Annotated in this window: 13 protein-coding genes; 8 read left to right on the top strand and 5 right to left on the bottom strand. The window is 74.1% G+C overall.

Annotation, left to right across the window (positions count from 1 at the left end; translation table 11 throughout):
* Positions 1-13: 13 nt before the first annotated feature.
* Entirely contained in the window at positions 14-292 is a 279-nt protein-coding gene (locus ACIQGZ_RS02530) for a type II toxin-antitoxin system RelE/ParE family toxin (RefSeq protein WP_402598847.1), read from the bottom strand.
* 90 nt (positions 293-382) lie between these two features.
* The gene (locus tag ACIQGZ_RS02525; RefSeq protein WP_402598846.1) at positions 383-2,590 is read right to left on the bottom strand and encodes a cellulose binding domain-containing protein; all 2,208 of its coding nucleotides are present in this window, start codon (positions 2,588-2,590) and stop codon (positions 383-385) included.
* Between the two features lie 499 nt (positions 2,591-3,089).
* Between ACIQGZ_RS02525 and ACIQGZ_RS02520 the strand changes: the two genes are divergently transcribed.
* Positions 3,090-4,832 (top strand): hypothetical protein, encoded by a 1,743-nt coding sequence (locus tag ACIQGZ_RS02520; protein ID WP_402598845.1) that lies wholly within the window; start codon positions 3,090-3,092, stop codon positions 4,830-4,832.
* Positions 4,833-4,848: 16 nt separating this feature from the next.
* Here the strand turns inward: ACIQGZ_RS02520 and ACIQGZ_RS02515 are convergent, their stop codons facing one another.
* The gene (locus ACIQGZ_RS02515) at positions 4,849-5,889 is read right to left on the bottom strand and encodes an ABC transporter substrate-binding protein (RefSeq protein ID WP_402598844.1); all 1,041 of its coding nucleotides are present in this window, start codon (positions 5,887-5,889) and stop codon (positions 4,849-4,851) included.
* 98 nt (positions 5,890-5,987) lie between these two features.
* Between ACIQGZ_RS02515 and ACIQGZ_RS02510 the strand changes: the two genes are divergently transcribed.
* The 4 genes from ACIQGZ_RS02510 (at position 5,988) to ACIQGZ_RS02495 (ending at position 9,731) form a co-directional block, all read left to right on the top strand.
* Positions 5,988-7,055, top strand: coding sequence for a FecCD family ABC transporter permease (locus tag ACIQGZ_RS02510; protein WP_402598843.1), 1,068 nt, complete (start codon positions 5,988-5,990; stop codon positions 7,053-7,055).
* A complete protein-coding gene (locus tag ACIQGZ_RS02505) occupies positions 7,052-8,083 on the top strand; it encodes a FecCD family ABC transporter permease (protein ID WP_402598841.1) in 1,032 nt (343 codons plus the stop codon). The genes ACIQGZ_RS02510 and ACIQGZ_RS02505 overlap by 4 nt, the downstream gene beginning before the upstream one ends.
* A gap of 26 nt (positions 8,084-8,109) precedes the next feature.
* A complete protein-coding gene (locus tag ACIQGZ_RS02500; RefSeq protein WP_402599950.1) occupies positions 8,110-8,919 on the top strand; it encodes an ABC transporter ATP-binding protein in 810 nt (269 codons plus the stop codon).
* 107 nt (positions 8,920-9,026) lie between these two features.
* Positions 9,027-9,731: a heme oxygenase (biliverdin-producing) gene (locus ACIQGZ_RS02495; protein WP_402598840.1), complete on the top strand. Its 705-nt coding sequence runs from the start codon at positions 9,027-9,029 to the stop codon at positions 9,729-9,731.
* A 73-nt stretch (positions 9,732-9,804) separates the two neighbouring features.
* Here the strand turns inward: ACIQGZ_RS02495 and ACIQGZ_RS02490 are convergent, their stop codons facing one another.
* On the bottom strand, positions 9,805-11,514 hold the full coding sequence (locus ACIQGZ_RS02490; RefSeq protein ID WP_402598839.1) for an HtaA domain-containing protein: 1,710 nt from the start codon (positions 11,512-11,514) through the stop codon (positions 9,805-9,807).
* A gap of 95 nt (positions 11,515-11,609) precedes the next feature.
* On the bottom strand, positions 11,610-13,061 hold the full coding sequence (locus ACIQGZ_RS02485; RefSeq protein ID WP_402598838.1) for an HtaA domain-containing protein: 1,452 nt from the start codon (positions 13,059-13,061) through the stop codon (positions 11,610-11,612).
* Positions 13,062-13,202: 141 nt separating this feature from the next.
* Between ACIQGZ_RS02485 and ACIQGZ_RS02480 the strand changes: the two genes are divergently transcribed.
* From ACIQGZ_RS02480 to ACIQGZ_RS02470, 3 genes are read left to right on the top strand one after another with little or no spacing between them, the layout of a single operon-like run.
* Positions 13,203-14,249: a hemin ABC transporter substrate-binding protein gene (locus ACIQGZ_RS02480; protein WP_402599949.1), complete on the top strand. Its 1,047-nt coding sequence runs from the start codon at positions 13,203-13,205 to the stop codon at positions 14,247-14,249.
* 5 nt (positions 14,250-14,254) lie between these two features.
* Positions 14,255-15,358 carry a FecCD family ABC transporter permease gene (locus ACIQGZ_RS02475; RefSeq protein ID WP_402598837.1) on the top strand — a complete coding sequence of 368 codons (1,104 nt, stop codon included), beginning with the start codon at positions 14,255-14,257 and terminating at the stop codon, positions 15,356-15,358.
* Positions 15,355-16,212: a heme ABC transporter ATP-binding protein gene (locus ACIQGZ_RS02470; RefSeq protein WP_402598835.1), complete on the top strand. Its 858-nt coding sequence runs from the start codon at positions 15,355-15,357 to the stop codon at positions 16,210-16,212. The genes ACIQGZ_RS02475 and ACIQGZ_RS02470 overlap by 4 nt, the downstream gene beginning before the upstream one ends.
* Position 16,213: the final 1 nt, after the last annotated feature.

Here is a 16,213-nt window from a genome sequence, read left to right as displayed (position 1 = left end):
CCGTCCCGGGCTCCTAAAGGTCGGGGTAGACCTCGGGGCGATTGCCGACGGCCATGACCCACACGATCAGCTGACCGTCCTCGACGGTGTACACGACGCGGTAGTCCCCGATCCGGAGCCGCCAGCGCGCACTGTGCCCCTGGAGGGCCTTGATGTCGAAGGCTGCGGTGTCCTGCCCGTCCAGTGCTCTCTGTAGGTACGCGAGGCGGCCAAGGATGCGCGGCGCGTCGGAGCGCGGGATCTTGAGCAGGTCCCGCTGGGCGTGCGGGGTGAACCGCGTGACATGACCCATCGGATGTACAACTCCGTCTCGCGGCAGGTGAGGGCCCCGGCCATGGTCGGCCGGGGCCCTCGGGGGGTCAGGGGGCGGGGGGCAGGGGGGTTACTTGGCCGTGCACTGGAGGTTGGGGAGGGTGGTGGGGGCGGTGCCGGTGCCGAGCAGGCCCAAGGTGGTGGAGCCGCCGGGGGCGAGGGCGCCGTTGTAGGTGAGGGCGGCGAGGCTGACGGCGGTGCCCGACTGGGTCGGGGTGGCGTTCCACGCCTGGGAGATGGTCTGCGAGCCGGGCCAGGAGTAGCGGACAGTCCAGTCCTTGGTGGCCGTGGTGCCGGTGTTGGCGACCGTGAAGCCGAGCTGGAATCCACCGCTCCACGAGCTGTCCACCGACCAGGTCACCCGACAGCCCGACGGCGACGTGGGCGGGGTGGTGGGGGGTGTGGTGGGCGGGGTGGTCGGCGGCGTCGTGGGAGGGGTCGTGGGCGGGGTGGTGGGGGGAGTCGTCGGCGGGGTGGTCGGCGGCGTCGTGGGAGGGGTCGTCGGCGGGGTGGTCGGCGGCGTCGTGGGGGGAGACGTCGGCGGCGTCGTGGGCGGAGTCGTGGGAGGAGTCGTCGGCGGGGTGGTGCCCTGGCCGGTGGTCAGGACGACCACCGACTCCGCCGGGACCGTCACCGAAGCACCCGAGAGGCTGCCGGTCTTGATCGTCGGCGTCGCGCTGCTGTAGGTGTACGTCGACGCCGAGGAGCCGGTGATGCCCAGGCTCGCCGCGTTCAGCGAGTACGCGTTGGCCGGGTCGGCGTTGACCAGCATGACCGCGTAGGAGCCGTCCGGCCGCTGGGAGTAGTAGCTGTAGATGTTGGGCGTGGCCACGGCCAGCGTGCCCACCTTGGCGCCCTTGACCGCCAGCTTGGCGGCCAGCGCATAGCCGTAGTAGGGCGCGTACGGGGTGTTCATGGCGGGTTCGCCGCTGGTGGCGGAGGAGAACATGCCGAAGTCGGCCTTCTGGGTGCCGTAGTTGTGCACGTCCCACCAGTCGACGCTCTGGGCGCCGTTGGCCAGCCACTCCAGGGTGTTGGCGGCGGCGAACAGCGCGCCGACGGGCTCCTCGTTCCATTCGTTGGCGGTCTGCGAGATGTTGGTCTCACCGACCAGGAAGTAAGCGCTGGGGTCGTTGGCGGCCAGCGCCGCCTTGACCTCGGCCGCCGCAGCCGGGATGTTGTCGACGGTCTCCATGATCGACTGCACGCTCTCGGTGGGCGTGCCGTTGACCGGGTACCAGTGCACGTCGGCGCAGTCGATGCTCGCGGCGTCGGCCTTCAGGATGGTGCTGTTCCAGTTCTGCCAGCCGTCGACCCCGGCGCCGGGCGCCAGGTTGCCGTCCATCGCGTAGTCGTAGCAGATCTGCGCCTTGGGGTCGGCGGCCTTCATCGCCTTCATGTAGGGCAGCGCGTTGGTGGCGTACGAGGCCGCGGTGTGCGGGGCGCTGTGGTTGTCGGTCTCCCAGGAGCCGTATTCCTCGTTGCCGATCTCCCAGAGCGTCACCCCCTGTCCGGCGGTGTGCGACTGGTTGACCCAGGCGGCGGCGCTCTCCGGGGTGTCCGAGCCGTAGTTGACGGTGACGAACTTCTGGCCGCCGGTGATGGCGTTGACCTGGGCTGAGTACTGGGCGAAGTTCACCGGCTGGGTCTCGCCGCCCTCGGTGTTGGTCTGCCACATGTACCCGTCGGCCCAGGAGCCGCCGGGGTAGCGGACCAGCCCGACGTCGGCGGCGGAGAGGTAGCTCGCGATCTCGGGATCGACGAAGTTGGTGTCCCAGGAGGCGGTGTTGATGCCCAGCGGGGCGAGCGGCCCGGAGAGGGTGGCGGCGGCGGTGCCCTGGGTGGGCCCGGAGCAGGTGATCGTGGGGATCGGGTTGCTGGTCCCGTTGAAGGTCGCGTGGAAGCCCCAGGTGGTGCTGGCGCCGACGCCCAGCGCGGCGTTGAAGCCCTGCGGGGTGGCGGTGACCCTGGTCCCGCTCTGGGTCACGTCGGCGCTGTAGGGGGAGCCGGCGATGACGGTCTGCCCGGCCGTGTAGTCCCAGCTCACCGACCAGCTGTTGATCGGATAGGCCGACTTGTTGGTGACCTTCACCTCGACGCCGAAGTCGGGCGGGCTGTTGGACGGCGTCTGCCAGGAGATGGTGTACGCGGCGGCGCAGTCGGCGCCGGTGTCGGCCGGTGCGCTGCCGGCGTTCACCAGGACCGCCACCGCGGCGGTCATGGTGAGGACCGCCGCCATGGCGGCCCTGCCCCAGCGGCGGGGGTTGCTCGCTGTCAAGAAAGACTCCTCGGGCTCAAGAAAGACTCCTCGGGTGGGTTCCTCCGCTGCGGCGCGGCAGGGGACCGCAGCCGCAGCGCACTGCGCGCAGAGGCACCTGACTGGTGGTGGGATGTGCTGCGACTGAGCAGCGACCTGCTCGCCGGGCGGGGGCGAATATGGCGCCCGAGCCCCTGCGGCCGACAGCGAGAAACTCGCCGCCGGCGGCATGCGCGCAGGTCGGAAACCCGGGGAAGCCAGTGGTCTTCCTTCGGCCGCGTGCCCGTACTGCTGGTGGGCGGACGCTGCTGCCGGTACTCGGGACACATGCGGACATGCAGGTACAACAGTTCGACTCGGCGCGAGTGTACGCCGGTGGAAGCGAGCGTCAAGGGGGCACCGACCGGCGTACGCCGGAGTGGTGCGGCTCGGCCGTACCACCCGGTTCGACGGCCGGAAGGTGACGGTGGATGAGCCCCGACCGCAGCGGCACCGGGCGACCCACGCCATAATCGCCCGGGTGACCGAAGCCCCCGCGCCACTGCCAGAAGCCGCCGCCTGGGACTCCGCCTCGGCCGCCCGCTGGGCCGCACACCGCGCGCCGCGCTGGACGCAGGCCCGCCGGCTCGGGGCGGCCCTGCTGACCGCCGTCGTCCTGGAGGTGGCGCTGGCACCGGACCAGCCCTGCACAGCCGGGGCACCCTGCGGCCCCGACTGGCTCGGCATGATCCTGTTCGGCCTGCTGTTCGGCCTGCCGTACTGGAGCTACCGCCTCCCGGAACTCGTGCCGGCCGCCGTCCCCGCGCTGTTCGCCGTCCTCGCCTACGGCGCGGCCACCGGGACCGGCGGCGACTCACTCACCGCCGACGCCGTGCTCGCCGCCGCACTGCTGCTCGGCTGGGCGGGGTCCTACCGCCGGCTGTCGGCCCGGCGCCGCCAGCGCCGCGCCGCCGAGCAGGCCGCAGCGGGACGGCGGCTGCCGCTCCCCGACGGCGTCGGCCCGCTGCGGCGCGGCGGCCCGTCGATCGCGCTCGGCCTGCTGCTGGTCGCGGTGGCGGGCCTCCTGGTCGGGCTGGCGCTGCGCGCCATCGACGCCGACCGGCGGCACGAGGCCCGCGCCGTCGCCGTCCCGGCGGTGGTGGTCAAGCAGGACGACGAGTCGCTGCGGGTGCGCACCGCCGGGGGCGAGCGGTACACCGTCCCGGCCGACTTCCCGGAGGACTACACCGGCACCGTCCCGCTGCTGGTAGACGGCGACTGGGCCCGGCTCGCCACCGAGCGGTACGACGCCGCCGGGCGCCAGCTGGTGGTACTGCTCTTCGCCGTACCGGGCGTCTCCCTGTTCGCCGCCGGACTGCTCGCCCGCCGCCGGGCCGCCGCGCTGCGGCGCGGGCCGGTGCCGGTACTGCGGGTGCGCAGACAGCGCGTGGCCGACATCGTCACGGTGCACGCCGTGGACGACACCGAGTACGCCGAGCCGCTGTTCCGCTGCGCGGTGATCGGGACGGAGCCCGACTCGCTCCGGCCCGAGCAGCATGAGGCGCTGCTCTTCGGCACCCCGTACGAGGGCGGCGAACTGGTGCTGCTCACCCCCCAGGGCGTCGAGCGCGGCTGCGGACCGCTGCGCCCCCCGGGCCAGGCGAGCGGCCGGGTGGGGCGGCCGGAGCCGGAGCCCTGGCGGCCGTCCGAGGCGGACACCGCCGAGGCCGCCGACGCCCTGGCGCCCGGGGTGGCGCCGCTGCACTGGGGCCCGACCCCGAGGATGCGGCTGGCCGGGGCGCTCATCGCGCTCATCCCGGCCGGGCTGGTCCTCGCGCTGGCCGACGAGCTGACACACCGGCGCTTCCCGCCGCAGCTGCTGCTCCTGCTGGGCCTGCCGATGCTGACCGGTCAGGCCGCGCTCGCCGCCAACTGGCGCATCACTGCCGACCGCTCCGGCCTCTGGCTGGCCGGCGCCTGGCGGCTGCGCCACGTGCCGTGGGCGGCGGTGCGGGAGGTCAGCTGCACCGCGAACGGCAGGATCGGGATACAGCCGCGCGAGGGCTCCCCCTGGTCCAGCGCCGAGTACCGGGCCTTCGGCCGCCGGGCCACCGAGGTGCCCCCGCCCAGCGCCCGCACGGCGGCCACCCTGCTCGCCCTGCGGGACAACCCCCGGCTGCGGCCGACCGCCGACCTGCCGCAGCGGGCCCGCAGCCTGCCGCTGGGACCGGTGCTGCTGGTCGGCTACGCGATCCTGCTCGCGGTGCTGGTCGCCGTCCGGTGAGGACGGTGACGACCGGTCAGCGGGCCTTGCGGGCGTCGCGCAGCGCCGTGGCCAGCCGCTCGACCAGGGGGGCGCAGCCCGCGTACGAGAAGCGGGGTTCGCTGAGCCAGGGAGTGACCTGGCCGGCCTTGACGGCGGGGAGGTCGGTCCAGGCGGGCTTGCCGGTGAGGTCGGCGGGCTGGAGGGTGGCGGTGCGGTTGTCGAGCATGATCAGGTCGGCGGGGTACTTGTCGGCCTTCTCCCAGCTGAGGTTCTCGAAGAAGCCGCCTTCGACCTTGTCCGGCGTGATGAACTCCACGCCCAGGCTGCGGAAGTAGCTCAGGTCGGGGTAGACGGCGGGGTCGGAGATGTAGAGCAGGTCGGCGCTGGCGGAGGCGGCCATGACCTTGATGCCGCCGTTGGCCTTGGCGGCGGCGCGCAGGGTTTCGGCGGCGGCCTCGAAGCGGGCCTTGGCGTCGGTGACCTGCTTGGCGTTCAGGTCGGCGCCGAGGGCGGCGGCGAGTTCGGCGTGGCGGCGCAGCGGGTCGGGCAGCGGGACGCTCGCGACGTTGAGGGCGGCGGTGGGGGCCAGGGCGAGGATCTTGGCCTTGCTGTCGTCCGGCACGTACCAGAGGGCGTCGGGCTGCCACATGTCGGTGACCAGCAGTTCGGGGCGGAGTGCGGCGTACTTCTCGATGTTGAACTCGCCCCAGGCGTTGCCGAGCACGGTCAGCTTGGCGATGTCGAGGTCGCCGGCCTGCGGGTCGGGGCTGCCGTCCTTGAGGGTGGTCGGGCCGAAGACGCCCACCAGTTGGTCGCGGACGCCGAAGTCGTAGAGGGCGGCGGCGGTTCCGGTGTAGGCGACGACGCGGCTGGGGCGGGTGGCCAGGTTGATCTTCTGCTTGCGGTCGTCGGTGAACGACCATGGACCGCTCGCCGCCTCGGACCCGGCGCCGGCCCCGGGCTCGGCCTTGGCGGTGCCGCTGCCGCAGGCGGCCGCCAGGGCGCCGAGGCCGACCAGTCCGCCTGCGGCGAGCAGGTTCCGGCGGCTGAGGCGGGCGGCGGCGACGTGCGGCATGGCGGTTCTTCTCTCGTACGTACGGGCCCCCATCCGGGGCAATTCGGAATGAGGTTAACCTAACCTAACCAGCATCGCCGCAGTTCGGAGACCCCTACGTGACCCTCACCGACACCCCGCGCGACGGGGGGAATCCAGCCGCGCCACCCGGCGAGCGGCCCCGCGACCCGGGCGGGCCGGGCAGTGCGCGGCGGGCGGCCGGGCTGCTCGGCGCCGGGCTGCTGCTGCTCGTGCTGCTGGCGCTCAGCCTCGCGGTGGGGGCCAGGCAGCTGTCGCTCGCCGAGGTCTGGCACGGCCTGTCCGACCCGAGCAGCCCCGGCTACACCGTGGTGCACCGGATGCGGCTGCCGCGCACCCTGCTCGGCCTGCTGGTCGGGGCGGCGCTGGGGCTGGCGGGCGGCGTGATGCAGGCGCTGACCCGCAATCCGCTGGCCGATCCCGGGCTGCTGGGCATCAACGCGGGGGCGTCGGCCGCCGTGGTCTCCGCGATCTCCTTCGCCGGGATCACCACCTTCGGCGGCTACGTCTGGTTCTCCTTCGCCGGGGCGGCCGTGGTGTCGGTGCTGGTGTACGCCCTGGGTGGCGGACGGAGCGCCACCCCGGCGCGGCTGGCGCTGGGCGGCACGGCGGTCAACGCGGCGCTGTACTCGTACGTCAACGCGGTGCAGCTGCTGGACACCGCCTCGCTGGACCGGATGCGCTTCTGGACGGTGGGCTCACTCGCCGGTCCGGAGGCCGGCACCGCCGCCCGGATCGCGCCGTTCGTCGCGGTCGGCGCGCTGGTCGCCCTCGCGCTGGCCAGGCCGCTCAACGCCCTGGCGCTGGGCGACGACTCGGCCCGCGCCCTGGGCGCCCGCCCGGCCGTCACCCGCGCGGCGGCCGTCGTCGCGGTCACCCTGCTGTGCGGCGCGGCCACCGCCGCCTGCGGGCCGATCGTCTTCGTCGGGCTGATGGTGCCGCACCTGGTACGCGCGCTGACCGGCCCCGACCTGCGCTGGCAGCTGCCGTACTGCGCGCTGCTGGCCCCCGCCCTGCTGCTCGGCGCGGACGTACTGGGCCGGGTGCTCGCCCGGCCCGCCGAGATCCAGGTGGGGATCGTGACGGCCGTGCTGGGCGGGCCGTTCTTCCTCTCCTTCGTACGACGGCGCAGGGGGACGGCCGCATGAGCGTCATCCGTACCCGTAGCGGACTGTCCGTCGCCTACCGCCCCCGGGCGCTGGCGGTCGGCGCGGGCTGCGCGCTGCTGGCGCTGGCCGTCGGCGTGCTGTCGATCGGCAGCGGCGACTACCCGATGAGCCCGGCGACCGTGCTGCGCACCCTGCTGGGCGGCGGCAGCCCCGGCGACGCCTTCGTGGTCAACGAACTGCGGCTGCCCCGGGTCGTCACCGCGCTGCTGGTCGGCGCGGCGCTGGCGCTGTCCGGCGCGCTCTTCCAGTCGCTGGTACGCAACCCGCTGGGCAGCCCGGATGTGCTGGGCTTCACCCAGGGCGCCGCCACCGGGGCGCTGACCGTGATCGTGGTGACCGGCGGCGGCAGCCTGGCCGTGGCGGGCGGCGCGGTGGCCGGCGGGGTGGCCACCGGCGCGCTGATCCACGCCCTGGCGTGGCGGGGCGGCGGGCACGGCTACCGGCTGGTGCTGGTCGGCATCGGGGTGGCGGCGATCCTCACCGGGGTCAACGGCTATCTGCTGACCCGGGCCCAGCTGATGGAGGCCGCGCGGGCGGTGCTGTGGCTGACCGGCAGCCTGGACGGGCGCGGCTGGCCGGACGTGCTGCCGCTGCTGGTCGGGATGGCGGTGCTGGTGCCGGTGGTGCTGCTCGGCTTCGGGCGGGCGCTGCGGATGCTGGAGTCGGGCGACGAGACCGCGTACGCGCTGGGCGTGCCGGTGGCGCGGACCCGGCTGGTGCTGCTGGGCGCGGCGGTGCTGCTGGCCGCGCTGGCGGCGGGGGCGGCCGGTCCGGTGGCGTTCGTCGCGCTGACCGCGCCGCAGCTGGCGCGGCGGCTGACCAGGTCCCCCGGGCCGAACCTGCTGCCGTCGATGTGCCTGGGGTCGGCGCTGCTGGTGAGCGCCGACTGGGTGGCGCAGCGGGTGTTCAGCGGGCATCAGCTGCCGGTGGGCGTGGTGACGGGAGTGCTGGGCGGTGGCTATCTGATCTGGCTGCTGGCCAGGGAGCGCAGGGTGGGACGGATATGAGTACGGACGAGGGCGGGAAGCGGGACATGGCACGGGAGCGGGCCGGGGCACGGCTGGTGGGGGACGTACTTACCCTGGCGTACGAGCGGCGGACCATCGCGGAGGGGCTGAGCGTCGCGATCCCGGACCGGTCCTTCACCGTGATCGTCGGGCCGAACGCCTGCGGCAAGTCCACCCTGCTGCGGGCGCTGGCCCGGATGCTGCGGCCCGCCGCCGGGTCGGTGCTGCTGGACGGGCAGGACATCGGGTCGCTGCCGACCCGGCGGGTGGCGCGGACGCTGGGGCTGCTGGCGCAGTCGTCGATCGCGCCGGACGGCATCACGGTGGCCGACCTGGTGGCGCGCGGCCGCTATCCGCACCAGGGGCTGCTGCGGCAGTGGTCGGCGGACGACGAGCGGATCGTGGCCGAGTCGATGGCCGCGACCGGCGTCGGGGAGCTGGCGGGCCGCCAGGTGGACGAGCTGTCCGGCGGTCAGCGGCAGCGGGTGTGGATCGCGATGGCGCTGGCGCAGCAGACGTCGCTGCTGCTGCTGGACGAGCCGACGACGTACCTGGACATCGCCCACCAGATGGAGGTGCTGGACCTGTGCGCCCGGCTGCACGAGGAGGAGGGCCGCACCCTGGTGGCCGTGCTGCACGACCTCAACCACGCGGCCCGCTACGCCACGCATCTGATCGCGATGCGGGACGGGCGGGTGGTGGCGGAGGGCGAGCCGGGCCGGATCGTGACGGCGGAGCTGGTGGCGGAGGTCTTCCGGCTGCCGTGCCGGGTGATCGAGGACCCGGAGACCGGGACGCCGCTGGTGGTTCCGGCCGGTCGGCGGCGGGTGGGGTGACCCGGCCGGGGGCCCGGCGGCTTTTGCCGACAGCGTGTCGGCAACCTATTGACTTAGGCATACCTAAGTTGAAAGCATTGCCGCAGGCCCGAGCCAGGAGGTTCCCCTTGTCCCCGTCGTCCCCGTCGTCGTCGCCGTCCCCGTCGTCGCCGTCCCCGTCGTCGCCGTCCCCGTTCTCGACCGTCATCCGGATGGCGAGCCACGAGCAGCACACCGAGGCCGAGAACTCGGCGTTCATGAGCAATCTGCTCGGCGGCCGGTTCGGCGTGGAGGCGTACACCCGCTACACCGAGCAGCTGTGGTTCGTCTACCGGGCGCTGGAGGACGCGGCCGACTCGCTGGCCGGCGACCCGGTCGCCGGTCCGTTCGTCCGGCCCGAGCTGATGCGGGTGGCGGAGCTGGAGCGCGACCTGCGGCATCTGCTGGGCGACGGCTGGCGCGACCAGGTCACCGCGCTGCCCGCCACCACCCGGTACGCGGCCCGGGTGGCCGAGGTCGCCGAGCAGTGGCCGGCCGGGTACGTCGCGCACCACTACACCCGCTACCTGGGCGATCTGTCCGGCGGTCAGGTGATCCGGGGCATCGCGGAGAAGACCTGGGGCTTCGAGCGCAAGGGCGACGGCGTCCGCTTCTACGTCTTCGAGGGGATCGACAACCCGGCGGCGTTCAAGCGGGAGTACCGCGAGCTGCTGGACGCGCTGGCGGTGGACGAGCTGGAGAAGCAGCGGGTGGTCGAGGAGTGCCGTACGGCCTTCGCGCTGAACAGCGCCGTCTTCGCCGACCTGGGGGGCGTCTTCCCGCTCAGCGCCTGAGCAGCGTCCGCACGGTGATGCCCGGCACCCCCGAGGGGGTGCCGGGCATCGGCATGGGTGGGCCGACCGGACGTCAGACGGTCTGACGGCGGCGACGGCTGGCGGCGAAGGTCACGCCGCCCACGACGAGCAGCGCGCCGCCCGCGCCGAGCAGCGGCAGGGTGGCGTCGGAGCCGGTCGCGGCCAGGGTGCCGTCTCCACCGCCGACCGTGGAACCGCCGACCGTGGAACCGCCGACCGTCGAGCCGCCCACCGTGGAACCGCCCACGGTGGAACCGCCGACCGTCGAGCCGCCGGCCGTGCCGGAGCCGCCGGTGCCGGAGCCACCGGTGGTGCCGGTCCCGCCGGTGGTGGAGCCGCCCGTGGTGCCGCCGGTGCCGCTGCCGCCGGTGGTGGAGCCGGACGGCAGGGTGGCGTCATCGTCGAGGGTGACGGTGACGGTGACCGGGTCGAGGGCGTCACCAGCGTGGTAGAAGCCGCCGAACGGCGCCACCCCGGCGGCGGTGAGCGTGGCGTCGGCGGCGCTGAAGGTGACGATGTCCTTGCCGGCCTGGGTGGTGACCGAGCCCAGCTTGGCCACCGCGATGTCGTTGTACTTCACGACCTTGCCGGAGGACAGGTCCTTGCTGGCGATGTCGGCGGTCAGGGTGCCGGAGCCGCCCTTGACGGCCACCTTGAGGTCGCTGAACTTCAGGTCCAGGGCGTAGGCGCCGTCCTCCTTGTGGCCGAGGAAGCGCACGCTGCCGTCGAACGCCGCGTTCAGCGCGCCGGTGGCGGCGGTGTACTTGCCGTGGCCCTTGGGGAAGCGGTACTGCTCACCGACGGTGGACGCGCCGCCGCCCAGCTCGACCTTGCCGCCCGCCGGGCCGGCGATGTAGCTGCGGAAGGACTGCTTGACGCCCCAGTCGAGGTTGCCGTCCACCACGGTCCCGTCGTTCACCGGCGGGGTGGTGATCGGGGTGCCGGTGGGGGTGCCCGTGGGCGTACCGGTCGGCGTGCCCGTGGGGGTGCCGGTCGGCGTGCCCGTCGGCGTACCGGTCGGCGTGCCGGTCGGCGTGTCGGTGGGGGTACCCGTCGGGGTGTCCGTCGGAGTGTCGGTGGGCGTGTCCGTCGGGGTGTCGGTCGGGGTGTCCGTGGGCGTACCGGTCGGCGCGCTGCCGACCTTGACCGACAGGTTGGCGGGGTCGAGCACCTCGCCTTCCTTGTACATGCCGTTGAACGCCTTGGCGCCCTCGGCGGTCAGCACCGCCGCGATCCCGGTGTAGCTCGTCGAGCCGTCCGCGCCCCGCCCGGGAGTGGCGGCGGAGAGGTCCAGCGAGGCGAAGTCCACGTCGTCGGCGGTGGAGCCCGCAGTGGTGACGTCCGCGACCAGGGTGCCGGTGGTGCCGACGGTGTTGATCTTCAGGTCGGCGATGGTGATGTCGAAGCCGTGCGCGGTGGAGGTGAAGCGGACGCTGCCGTCCAGGCCCAGCGACACGCCGTGGTTGCTGGTGTTGTAGCTGCCGCCGTCACGCCCGACGAAGTGGAAGCTGCCGTTCTCGTTGGTGCTGGCGCCGCCGCCGGTGGTTATGGTCCCGGCCGCGACCTTGGTGACATAGGAGCGGAAGGACGCCTTGACGCCCCAGTCGAAGGAGCCGCCGACCAGCGGGATCGACCCGGCGGGCGGGCCGTCGGCGGCGAACGCCGGGAGGCTCAGCATGGTCATACCGGCGACGGTGGCGGTGGCCGCTACCAGGGCCAGGCCCCGGCGGGTGGCGCGGGGGCGGGGGCGGATCTCACGCATGGTGGGAAATCTCCTCAGGAGTGGTGGGTATGGGGAGCCGCCGTGGCGCGGACGGGGCTCGGGGGGAAGGGCGGGACCGGCGGTCCCGCCGAAGGTCAGGGGGTGCGATCGGCCGCCGCCCGGCGGCGGGACCGCAGCACGAGTCCGGTGGCACCGGCCGCGACCAGCACGCCCGCGCCCACCGACACCGGCAGCACCGGGAAGCCCGAGTCGGTGGCTGCGGCAGCGACGGCGGCGGTCGGCTGCGGAGCCGGTACGGCGGACGGGCTGGCGCTCGGCGTGGAGGTGGCCGACGCCGGTGCCGAAGTGGCGCCGCTGCCGAGGTCGGGCAGCGCCGGCAGCTTCGCCGCGCCGTCCAGGGCGACGGAGAGGGTCAGCGGGTCCATCGCGGTGCCCGCCGTGTACAGGCCGCCGAACAGCTTGGCGCCCTCGGCGGTCAGCTTGGTCGGCACCTCGGCCAGCTCGATCAGGCCCTTGCGCGGCTTCAGCGCCGGGGCGGCGAAGGTGACCAGCGGGGTGCCGTCCGAGTAGAGCGTGCCCTTGCCGCCGGACACCACCGCCCGTACCCGGGTGAGCGTCAGATCCAGCCCGTACGTGCCGTCCTGCTCCATGCCGAGGAACCGCACGGCGCCGGCGAGGGTCACCTCCAGGGTGCCCTTCTTCAGGTCGTAGCGGCCCTTGCCCGCGCCGAACCGGAAGAGCGCCCCGCCGTCCTTGGCGCCCTCGGACAGCTCCCAGCGGCCCTTGGCGATGTCACCGGTGACGTACTCGCGGAAGGTGCGGCGCACCCCCCAGTCCACCGCCGCCGTCGTGACCGCGCCCGACTTGGGGTCGTCCTTGCCCGCCGGTGCGGACGGGCTGTGCGACCCCTTGGCCGGGGTGGACGCGGTGGCGGTCGCGCCGGCGGTCGGCTTGGCCGGCGGGGCCTTCACGTCCACCGACAGGCTCAGCGGGTCCAGCGCGGTGCCCGCCGTGTAGTAGCCCGCGAAGGCACCGGCGCCGTCGGCGGTCAGCGTGACCGGGACGCCGCTCAGCGCCACCACGCTGCCACCGCCGCGCATGTCCACCCCGGCCAGCGACAGCGACGCCATCGGGACCTGGTAGCGGGTGGACATCCGGCCGGTGGACTTCGCCTTGCTGGCCATGTCGGCGTAGAGGGTGCCCCGGCCGCCGGAGATCCGGATGGTGGGCCGGCTGATGGTGAGGTCCAGCTGGTTGGTGCCGTCCGCCTGGCGGTGCCCGATGAAGCGCACCCCGCCGGAGAACGCGGCGGTGAGGGCGCCGGTCTCCGGGTCGTAGCCGCCCTGCGCGGACGGGAAGCGGAACTGGCTGGAACCGACCGTCGCGGCGGCACCGAGCAGGCTCCAACTGCCGTGCGCGATCGGCCCGGTGACATAGCTCTGGAAGGACGCCTTGATCCCCCAGTCGAGCCGCCCGCCGGCCACCATGCGATCGGCCGCATGGGCCGAGGAGACAGGAAGCGAGACGGCGAGCAGCGCGCCCAGCAGGGCAGCGGCAAGCGCACGGGCTCGACGATAGGACGGCACGGAGACCCCTCCGAACGACGACTAGGTAAGGCTAACCTAATATCAACCCCAAGCCCCCGGGAACCCCGGGGTACCGCAAGTCAGAGGAAGGCAGGGTGGCCAGTGGAGACTCCGCGGTCGTCTGACGGATGCTCACACGGCCTGCGCACCGCAGGCCCGACCCGCCCCGCCCGGCGGGCCCGCGCGCTGCTCCTGGTGCTCGCGCTCGCCCTGGTACCGGCCCTGGCCGGCTGCGGCGGCCACGGCAGTGCCGGTGACGCGCACGCGGCGGCGAAGCCGTCCGCCTCCGCCGCCGCCGCCGACGACCGGGTGATACCGCTCACCCCGGCGCCCACCCCGCAGCTGCCCGCCACCGTGCACTCGGCGGACGGCCGGCAAACCACCGTGACCAGCGCGGATCGGATCGTGCCGCTCACCGGCGGCCTCTCCGAGATCGTCTTCACCCTCGGGCTCGGCAGCCATGTCGTCGCCCGGGACATCACCGCCACCTTCGACCAGGCCAAGAACCTGCCGGTGATCACCCGCGCCCATGACGTCTCCGCCGAAGGCGTCCTCTCGCTGCACCCGACCGTCGTCCTCGCCGACACCTCCACCGGACCGGCCGAGGCGGTGCAGCAGATCCGCGACGCGGGCATCCCGCTGATCGTCTTCGACGCGGCGGTACGGATGACCGACATCGACACCCGGATCAGCGCGGTCGCCGCCGCCCTCGGCGTCCCCGACGCCGGCGCCCGACTGCGGCAGCGCACCGACGAACGGATCGCCGCCGTCCAGCGGACCGTCCCGGCGGCCACCGGCCGCAAGCTCCGGGTGGCCTTCCTCTACCTGCGCGGCACCGCCTCCGTCTATCTGCTCGGCGGCGCGGGCTCCGGCGCCGATTCGCTGATCGAGGCGGCCGGTGCGGAGGACGCCGGGAAGGCGTCCGGGCTGAACAAGGACTTCACCCCGATCACCAGCGAGGCCCTGGTCAAAGCGGCTCCGGACGTCATCCTGGTGATGACCAAGGGCCTTGAGTCGGTCGGCGGCCTGGACGGACTGGAGAAGGTCCCGGGCGTCGCCCAGACCCCGGCCGGACTGGACCGCCGGGTGGTCGCCATCGACGACGGCGTCCTGCTGAACTTCGGCCCCCGTACCGACCAGGTCCTGCGGCAGCTCGTCGACGGCATCCACCGCACGGCCCAGGGGTGAGCGGCATGACCAGCACCACCACCCCGGCCACGCCCGCCACCGACCGGCCGGAACCCCCGGCGGACCGCCCCGCCCCCACCCGCCGGCGCCGCGCCACCGTACTCACCGCCGTCATGGCCGTCGCCCTGCTGGTGGTCTGCGTGCTCTCCGCCGGGATCGGCGCGTACGACATCCCGGCGGGCGATGTGATCGGCTCCGCCGCCCACCGCATCGGCCTCGGCGGCCACGCCCTGGACCGGGTCGCGGAATCCGTCCTCTGGCAGGTCCGCGCGCCCCGGGTGGTGCTGGCGCTGCTGGTCGGCGCCTCGCTCGGCTGCGCCGGCGCCCTGATGCAGGGCGTGTTCGGCAACCCGCTGGCCGAGCCGGGAGTGGTCGGCATCTCCTCCGGCGCGGCGGCCGGTGCCGTCGGGTCGATCGCGCTCGGGCTCTCCTTCTTCGGCAACTGGACGATCACCGCCTGCGCGTTCGCCGCCGGGCTGGCCACCGTCGCCGTCGTCTACACCCTGTCGCGGTCCGGCGGCCGGACCGAGGTCGTCACCCTGGTGCTGACCGGCATCGCCGTGAACGCCTTCTCCGGCGCCCTGATCGGCCTCTTCGTCTTCCTCGCCGACAACGCGCAGATCTCGCAGATCACCTTCTGGCAGCTGGGCTCCCTCGCCCAGGCCACCTGGCCGAAGGTGCTGGCCGTACTGCCCTGCGCCGCCGCCGGGCTGATCGTCGCACCGCTGTTCTCCCGGCGGCTCGACCTGCTGGCGCTCGGTGAGCGGCAGGCCCGCCACCTGGGCGTGGACGTGGAGCGGCTACGGCTGGTGCTGATCCTGGTGGTGGCCCTGCTCACCGCCGCCGCCGTCGCGGTCGCGGGCATCATCTCCTTCATCGGACTGGTCGTACCGCATCTGCTGCGGATGGCGGCCGGGCCCGGACACCGCTTCCTGGTGCCCGGCAGCGCGCTCGGCGGCGCGCTGGTCCTGGCCGGTGCCGACCTGGCGGCCCGTACCGTCGCCGCCCCCGCCGAACTGCCGCTGGGCGTGCTGACCGCGCTGGTCGGCAGCCCGTTCTTCTTCTGGCTGCTGCGCCGGACCCGGGGCCGCCAGGGAGGCTGGGCATGACCACCCGACAGACGAACCGCCCGTCCGGACTGCTCCGGCTGCTCACCCCGCGCCGCCCGGTGCCACCGGCCCCGGCCGCACCCGGCACCGCCCTCGCCGAGGCCCGCGCCCTGCGGGTGACGCTCGGACAGCGGCCGGTCCTGGACGGCGTGGACATCGCCGTACGGGCGGGCGAGGTGCTCGCCCTGGTCGGACCCAACGGCGCCGGCAAGTCCACCCTGCTGGCCGCGCTGGCGGGCGACCTGCCGGCCGAGTCCGGCGAGGTACTGGTCGACGGCGCACCCGTCGACGCCTGGAGCGCGCCCGACCTGGCGCTGCGCCGGGCGGTGCTGCCGCAGTCGGCGCCGCTGGCCTTCCCGTTCGCCGTGGAGGAGGTCGTACGGATGGGCCGGATGCCCTGGTCCGGCACCGCCGCCGCCGAGCACGACGACGCGGCCGTCGCCACGGCGATGGCCGCCACCGAGGTCGCCGCGTTCGCCGCGCGGCCCTACCCCGCCCTTTCCGGCGGGGAGCGCGCCCGTGCGGCACTGGCCCGCGTCCTGGCCCAGCACGCGCCGCTGATCCTGCTGGACGAGCCGACCGCCGCCCTCGACCTGCACCACCAGGAGCTGGTGCTGCGGATCTGCCGCGACCAGGCCGCCGAGGGCCGCGCCGTCGTGGTGGTACTCCACGACCTGGGCCTCGCCGCCGCCCACGCCGACCGGGTCGCCGTACTGGCCGGCGGCCGGATCGCCGCCGACGGCCCCCCGACCGACACCCTCACCGAGCAGCTGCTCAGCACCGTCTACCGCCACCCGGTCGAGGTCCTCCCCCACCCCCGAACCGGCACCCCCCTGATCCTCCCCCACCGCTGAC

Source organism: Streptomyces sp. NPDC092296, assembly GCF_044755465.1.
GTDB lineage: Bacteria > Actinomycetota > Actinomycetes > Streptomycetales > Streptomycetaceae > Peterkaempfera.
This window is presented reverse-complemented; position numbering and strand designations above follow the sequence as displayed.

Excerpts from the sequence above, each read along its gene's own strand:
- ACIQGZ_RS02500 (WP_402599950.1), top strand. The coding sequence starts at position 8,110 with ATGGCACGGGAGCGGGCCGGGGCACGGCTGGTGGGGGACGTACTTACC.
- ACIQGZ_RS02490 (WP_402598839.1), bottom strand. The coding sequence starts at position 11,514 with ATGCGTGAGATCCGCCCCCGCCCCCGCGCCACCCGCCGGGGCCTGGCC.
- ACIQGZ_RS02470 (WP_402598835.1), top strand. The coding sequence starts at position 15,355 with ATGACCACCCGACAGACGAACCGCCCGTCCGGACTGCTCCGGCTGCTC.
- ACIQGZ_RS02475 (WP_402598837.1), top strand. The coding sequence starts at position 14,255 with ATGACCAGCACCACCACCCCGGCCACGCCCGCCACCGACCGGCCGGAA.
- ACIQGZ_RS02530 (WP_402598847.1), bottom strand. The coding sequence starts at position 292 with ATGGGTCATGTCACGCGGTTCACCCCGCACGCCCAGCGGGACCTGCTC.
- ACIQGZ_RS02515 (WP_402598844.1), bottom strand. The coding sequence starts at position 5,889 with ATGCCGCACGTCGCCGCCGCCCGCCTCAGCCGCCGGAACCTGCTCGCC.
- ACIQGZ_RS02505 (WP_402598841.1), top strand. The coding sequence starts at position 7,052 with ATGAGCGTCATCCGTACCCGTAGCGGACTGTCCGTCGCCTACCGCCCC.